Source organism: Marinomonas transparens, from assembly GCF_016463975.1.
GTDB classification, from domain to species: domain Bacteria; phylum Pseudomonadota; class Gammaproteobacteria; order Pseudomonadales; family Marinomonadaceae; genus Marinomonas; species Marinomonas transparens.
In genome coordinates, this window is sequence record NZ_JAEMNX010000051.1 from 1 (window position 1) to 7,139 (window position 7,139).

At 37.7% G+C, this 7,139-nt stretch carries 5 protein-coding genes and 1 pseudogene; 1 reads left to right on the plus strand and 5 read right to left on the minus strand.

Going from position 1 to position 7,139, the window contains the following annotated elements:
* The 4 genes from I8J31_RS20505 to I8J31_RS20520 all read right to left on the minus strand — a co-directional run.
* A partial coding sequence (locus I8J31_RS20505; RefSeq protein ID WP_499845516.1) for a transposase occupies positions 1–193 on the minus strand: 193 nt, incomplete at its 3' end.
* A 273-nt stretch (positions 194–466) separates the two neighbouring features.
* Entirely contained in the window at positions 467–1,789 is a 1,323-nt protein-coding gene (locus tag I8J31_RS20510) for an O-antigen ligase family protein (protein WP_199470448.1), read from the minus strand.
* Between the two features lie 377 nt (positions 1,790–2,166).
* Positions 2,167–3,084, minus strand: coding sequence for a glycosyltransferase family 8 protein (locus I8J31_RS20515; RefSeq protein ID WP_199470449.1), 918 nt, complete (start codon positions 3,082–3,084; stop codon positions 2,167–2,169).
* A 648-nt stretch (positions 3,085–3,732) separates the two neighbouring features.
* Entirely contained in the window at positions 3,733–5,103 is a 1,371-nt protein-coding gene (locus I8J31_RS20520; RefSeq protein WP_325101234.1) for an MATE family efflux transporter, read from the minus strand.
* A 606-nt stretch (positions 5,104–5,709) separates the two neighbouring features.
* Between I8J31_RS20520 and bamJ the strand changes: the two genes are divergently transcribed.
* A complete protein-coding gene (bamJ, locus tag I8J31_RS20525; RefSeq protein ID WP_199470450.1) occupies positions 5,710–6,426 on the plus strand; it encodes a BamJ family beta-barrel-assembly machinery protein in 717 nt (238 codons plus the stop codon).
* 37 nt (positions 6,427–6,463) lie between these two features.
* On the opposite strand, the pseudogene I8J31_RS20530 reads toward bamJ, so the two are convergent.
* Positions 6,464–7,139 (minus strand): annotated as a pseudogene (locus tag I8J31_RS20530) (transposase); the annotation flags it as partial.

The window sequence follows — 7,139 nt, forward strand, 5'->3', positions numbered from 1 at the left end:
ACCCCGCCATAAGACGCGTTGGTAACGCGGCCGCACCAACGCTTGAAAAGTGGGCGCTAAGCGTTAAGTCCAATTGCTTCCAATCAATGATCTTAGTCAGTCCTACTAAAGGATGATTGGGGTTAATGATGTCAACGAGTTGAGGTTGGAATAAATCCTTTTGCAGTATGGTCTTTGTCTGACGAGGCTTCATAAAACTCACCTGTTCTGCAATTTTTTGGGTCTTATAGCGTATTTATAGCAAGATTTAGATATTAACTATTTTATAAAAATACATTAGATTCAATAGGTTGAGAGCTTTTCAGGGACGACTAAATAATAACTATCTTCAAACAACTAAACTAATAAGGGCAGCTTATACAGCTTTTTGGTTTATATGGGTACGAGCTGAGATTGAAAAACCCTTCTGCAGTATGCAGCTTTTCCTGACGAGGGCTCATATAAAACGCCCTCTATTCTGATTTTTTTAGGAGCGACTAGATAGTTTTGTGTACCAAACTTTGGATACTATACCAGCCATAAATATATTGAAGAAAAAACTTCCTGTCCAGAAGTTTTGATAGGATTCAAAAAAATTCATTACACCCCAAAATATAAAAATGGATAAATAAATATAACCAAATTCAATTTCTACACTCCCTAATATTATTTCTTTCAAAAGCATTCTACCTATGACTGCCCAAATAGAAAAATAGAAAAACAACCCTGCAATACCATAATTCACTAAAAGTTCAAAGTAAGTATTATGAAGGTGACCAAATTCTTTTTTGATATAATCTGGTAGCCATTTGGTATGGTCTATTACTAATGATTTTCCATTACTGCCCCACCCAAAAAAAGGCTTTTCTTTTATGAAATTAGTAGCGGCCACCCAAGAATGAAATCTAATTCCAAAGCTTGAATAAGGAACATTATCAAAATCCAGAGCAGTGATTGCCAATATAGAATTTTTTTCAATCATAATTCTATTTGTGATCCTATCATTATTTAGAACCAAACCACTCAAAACTATGAAACCAATAACAAAGGATACAATCAAAAAAAATTGATTTTTTCTTATTTTTTCATTTTCACTCATAATCATTAGGTAAGTAAAAATCAGTATCAATGTAATAATAATCGAAAGCCATGCTTGACGAGTTTGAACCAAATAAAGAACCAATAATAAATAATAAATAATAAATAATAGTGGAATGACAAGTAGCTTATTTCTTTGGTAGATTTTTTTAGAAAAACAACATAGACCAATAAATATAGAGCCAAAAAAGAAAGCAGTATGCTGAGCGTTTAACAGGCCAAAGTCGATTCTATGCCCACTGCCCCCCTGAATTATTTCATCCAGCCCTCCTCCTGTCACCCAAGGAGATAGTAATATTCCTAGCACTGCAGCTCCCCACATTAACCAAATCGCACCTTTTCGTTGAGCAATTAACCATGCAAATGGAATAAAAATAAGCCAACCGTTTATTTTGTTTAGCTTTGGTGAACTTTCAGCCCATTCAGGGGTAATATATTGGGCTAATCCCCATGATATTAGTTGAATCAGGATACTAATCCACAGAAATCTAATTAAAATGTGGCTGTTGACAATTTTTCCATATTTAAATAGCCCCCATAGCCCAGCAAGAACAGCTATGGATGATGTGACCTCTGCAACTTTAGGAAAACCGGTTCTTGAGATGGCATATACAACAATTGATGCAATACCTAAAAATATCAGCCATGCGGGTTGCTCTTCAGATGTACGACGTTTGAATAGGTTGCTTAGCTTTCTGGATACCAATGTCATTTAATACTCAATTTTCTTTCGGAGGGTAGTAAATACAAATCTGCATTTACTACCCAAGTAGATAAATAGTTGAAGCTAAAGGATACAAGGTTTTATCTAATGTCAGTCCAAAGTGATAATAATATCCCCTTTATTCCTAGGCAAACCATGAACGATTTTCGATCGATCAGACTCATCTGATTTGATTAAGAAAAAAATCACATCTCACTTAAAACAGATGATTAACGACTAGACAGACATATTCACTTTATAGCATTGAGACCGAAAAAGCATTTTTCCACATAAAAACAAAAAATGACGTATATCAATTATCGTCCAAGAAAATTCTTAGAATTTAAACACCCAGACGTCACATTTCGAACTTAAACCCGACCTAGTCAATAAATTCTATATTTAGTCATCTTTCGTCGCCGCTTAATTTTATTTTTTTTCAAAAAAAGCCTTACTCTTTTTGATAGTGATAGATTAGAACGTAATTTTTTTATACTTATTGGCCATGGTGTTTCTTCTGAAAATTTTATAAATAGTTTTTGTAATGGGTGTACACAGTCTGGACTCCAAGGCTTTACAGATCCAATAAAGTGAACAATATTTGGTTTTTGTATAGAAGTATAAAGTTCATATCTTCTATTCTCTAAATAATCATAGTTTTTTTCATATGCGGCATAAGATGTAGGTTGAAAATTCCAACTTAAATCGATGGGTAAGCACTCACCTTTTAATACGCTATTTAATGCATCCTGATCAGGGTATTTAGATTTCTCTAGATTTTTATCGAGATAAGTAAGTGCTTTCTCACCAATTTCGTCGTTCTTCCACTTTATTAAGTCGATTAAAAGCACACCTGAATTGAAGTAGTTTTTTTGCCTTCCTTTAAATACACTTGGTGAGCAAAGATCAGTTATTGCACCTAAAGTTAGTCCATTTAAATTCTTACCCCACAATTCAGCTAGATCTCCCAGAACTAGTAAGTCACAATCAAGATAAATTACTTTTTTAGTAATTTCAGGTAAGTAGCGGTGCATATATAAACGAAGGAGTGCCCCTATCCCAAACCTCCCCAAATCTATATTTAAAGAAATGAAGTTAGAGACCTCTATACTGATAATTTCTAGCTGGGCGCCATAGCTTTCAACAGCCGTTTGAAGCTTATCTTTAGAACCATCAGTAAGTCCAGGTGTCAATAAGTAAAAAATGAAGTCCTCTGGGGCAGCCGTATTCACTAATGAAGAAACCATTACAGTTGCACTATACGGCGCGTAGTTTTCATCTGAACACAAGACAATACTTATCATTTTTTAGCTTTGATGAATGAGTTTATATGATTATATCGAATTTAAAGTTGTGGGGAAATCCCCAAAAAAATAATAACAGTCAAAAATAGAATTTCCTCGTAATCCCTATGCATCAACAATAAGTAACATACGTTTATCTAATAATACTTCAATTGGAGTGGAGTATTTTAGCGCTTTTCTAGGCCTTAAATTGATTAATGTTTGTGTATCTGTGAGCTTACTTATGACAAGCCTCTTAAGGTAAAACGTCTCAGCAGACCATTTGTATTTTCATTGAGGCCACACTGCCATGAGCGATAGGACTTAACAAAATAAGTTTCACATTTCAGTGCTTTAGCAATATTTTGATGACCTGCAAACTCGCCTCTATTGTCAAAGAGCAAATAAGTCCCTAGAACTAAAAAAATTGCAGTATGGGAGGTCATGAAACCTCACCAGACAAAAGTAATAGTTCAAGCGTTGGCTCTAAAGCTCTAAAGCAAGCCTAAAACGTGTTGTGGCCAACATGACTGCAGGAAAAATACCAGCTTCCCAACCGATTACGGGGATGACAAGAGAGTTCAACATTACCTTAAAGCAGACTGACGATAAAGCTTGCCATGAACTAGTTTTATCTATTTGCAAAACGGTACATTCACTCTAGGCTATCTATACAGCTTCCCGTGGTGAAGCAATACGCTTACCTTCATACCGACGCAATACTATATTCAGACGCCAGACTAAAATTCCAGCAAGTAAACATAAGCCCGAGCCCAATCCGATATAAAACCCACGTACTGATAAGGTTTCAGCCCAAGGGCTGTAATGGGATAACCAAAAACCCAAAGGAATACTTAAACCAAATAACGAAACACAAAAAGCAATCATAGAAGAACGGGTATCTCGGAATCCTCGTAGTGCTCCAGTGAATATAGTTTGCAATGCATCAGGTAATTGATAACAAGCTGAAATCAATAGAATACTCGCAGCTAATGATGCGACCTCATCATCATTAGTATAAATATATGGAATATAATCTCGAAATAGTTGGGTTAATACAAAACACGTAGATGCATATAAAAGCCCCAGTATAGAAATAGTACGAATACGCTCTTTCGCCCCATCAACGCCTTCATTAGACATGGCTTTTGCCACGACAATCGCCGTCACTGCACTCATAGCCATCATGGGCGTAAATAAGAAAGAAGTGTAAGACATCACTATTTGTCCGGCACCTAAGGCTAACTCACCAAAAGAGGCAATCAACCAAGTCATAGAGGAAAATAACCCCACCTCAAAGGCAAAGGCAAACCCCGCTGGTGCGCCTATCTTCAACAACATGGAAAAATTATAGGTATAACGTATGACTAAACGAGTGAACAAAGGCTTCTTGTTAAAATAGCGATCATAAACAAAAAATAAAGCAACACAGAGGTACAAAGATAGACTAGACCCTAAAGCTGCGCCGCGCGCACCCATTTCAGGAAAACCAAACTCTCCGTAGATGAGAATATAATTAAATATCACATTTAACAGCAAACCTATGCTTGCCACAAACAAGGGAAAACCGGGCCGGCCTGCCGCTTCGAATAAATTTTTATAGGCCGTCATCAGGGCAAGCATTGGCAAAGCAGGGGCAAACAAATAAAGATAGCTAATCGTTACCCGGCGGGTCTCTACTTCATCAACTAACAATTCAACAAAATAGGGTAGAACAATAACGGTCAATACACTCGCAAATATACCAAATACAATGGACAAGCCTACAGCCTGTGACATATAGAGATTGACTAGTTTAGGCTGACGACCATGTAGATGCCGAGTAACCAAAGGGGTAATACCGTAAGTTACCCCCATCAAAAAACACCCTACTGGTAACCATAAACTTGACGCCAAGCCGACTGCAGCAAGATCTAATGCACTGTAATGACCAAGCATGATGGTATCAACAACGCCTATGGATAACTCCAGAGATATCGTCAACACCATGGGAAACAACAGATGAAGAATTTCTTTTAACGAGGAAAAGCGCTTAACCACAACCGACATCCATAAAAAATAATAAAAGACAGGAACTAAACGCCATCCTGAGGTGCCATGTTAACAAAGACTATCATCTGTCCAAGGCGGCATAATTTAGCATTTAACCGCATAAATTGCACAGTAGGGGCAGAGTATTATCTAATGAGTATTCTTACCTGTCTTGACTCCTTTATCTATGGGCCTTAGCAATTAAAAATAAAATCGTAAAGTCAGTTTTATGTAAAAGCGAACAACAAAACCAATAGCTCTAGCAAACACTGTCATGCTTATGTAAAAGCGATTGCCTATTAAGAAATAGCCAGATTAATCTCATCTAACACCTTGTTCTGTGTGGAACTAATCAATCTTTTGGAACTCAAACGAAGTGTGCAGGTAAAGGGGTCACTTTGGTAAGTATGTCGACATAAAATTGGCATATACTGCCTTGCTTATGTTAGAACATACCAACAGATCTGGTTTTGCAAAGCACGAGGCGTACATCATGATTTCCACTTTGATTTTGCCTAATATATTGTGCTTAATAAAGCAGTACACGAATCGAACTCCGTCTTTATACTTTTGAATCACTAAGTGATCTACAAACAAACGAATGGAATATTTTTTATGAACAAAACACTTATTGCGGCGCTAGTTATGTCTTCTGTTTCCTTTGCATACGCAGATGACAGCGCTATTAAACTGGACACAAAAGAGCAACGCCTTGGTTACAGTATCGGCACTATGTTCGGTTCACGTATGGCAAAAGATTTCTCAACGTTAGACATGAAGACCTTCATGGCCGGCTTTCAAGACTCTTTTGCTGGTAAAGAAGGCAAAATGACAATGGAAGAGGTCACTCAGGCTATCCAAACTTACCAACAAGAACAAACAGAAAAAGCTCAGCTTGAACAAGAAAAACTATCAGCGGAAGCAAAAGCAAAATCAGCGGCTTGGTTAAAAGAAAAAGAAGCAGAAGATGGAGTGAAAAAAACGGACTCAGGCCTACTTTATAAAGTTATTACAGAAGGCAAAGGCGAAAAACCTAAAGCTACTGATACCGTAAAAGTAGACTACGAAGGTAGCTTAGATGACGGCACAGTATTCGACAGTTCTTATAAACGTGGCGAAGCCATCACCTTCCCACTAAATGGCGTTATCCCAGGCTGGACAGAAGGCCTACAACTAATGCCTGTTGGTTCAAAGTACGAACTATACATCCCATCAGACCTAGCCTACGGCCCTGGTGGCACAGGCCCTATCCCACCTAATGCAGCACTTAAATTTATTGTAGAACTGCATGAGATAGAAAAAGCGGACACTGATAAAATAAACACTCAGTAGAAGCAAAATTAACTAGTCGACTCTGAATAATGGCGTTTCAAGTATGAAGCGCCATATTGTTTTTCTGCCTTCCCAGTGAAAAATGTATTTGAAGCAACAGTAGCTTTAAAAATGGCCCAAATTATTGGGCATAATAAAGCCACTTGAGCAGCTTACGCAGGTTCTGACCACAGGCGCTTAAGATCACGTTAATCGCATCGCCTAGTACGCCTTTTAAAAAGCATCGTCTGAGTTTTCCATCTGATTTGAGATGCCCTATGATAGGCTCTACGCTGTTTCGTCTCCCTATCCATCGCTTCTCCTTCTTTGGTACGTCGCGCTTTTGACCAGCAATCAACACCTTAATATCTTTCACGACCGATCCTTTATACCCTCGGTCAACAAAACAGGTTTCCGGTTTTTTTCCTGTCAGGGTTTCAACTTATTGAAGTTGATCTTTTAACGTATGGCCATCATAAGGATTACCTGGATATCTTCTTGCTCCCACAATGAAGGATTCTTTCGCCGTTACAGCTATGCTTGCTTTCACACCAAACTCATAGCGTTTATGGGCTTTGCCTTTGGAGATACAGTCCACATTGGGTTCATGCAAGCTATACAGTTTGTTTTTGCTCTGGCGAGTTTGTTTTAGTAATCGATAGGCTTGGTTGAGTGTGTCTTCCTGTTTTTGAGTGAGCGTTAACCCTTGTCGTTTTACTTGTCTATCAATATCT

What these genes read in the sequence shown, in the direction of transcription:
- I8J31_RS20510 (WP_199470448.1), bottom strand. Translation starts at nt 1,789, where the DNA reads ATGACATTGGTATCCAGAAAGCTAAGCAACCTATTCAAACGTCGTACA.
- I8J31_RS20515 (WP_199470449.1), bottom strand. Translation starts at nt 3,084, where the DNA reads ATGATAAGTATTGTCTTGTGTTCAGATGAAAACTACGCGCCGTATAGT.
- bamJ (WP_199470450.1), top strand. Translation starts at nt 5,710, where the DNA reads ATGAACAAAACACTTATTGCGGCGCTAGTTATGTCTTCTGTTTCCTTT.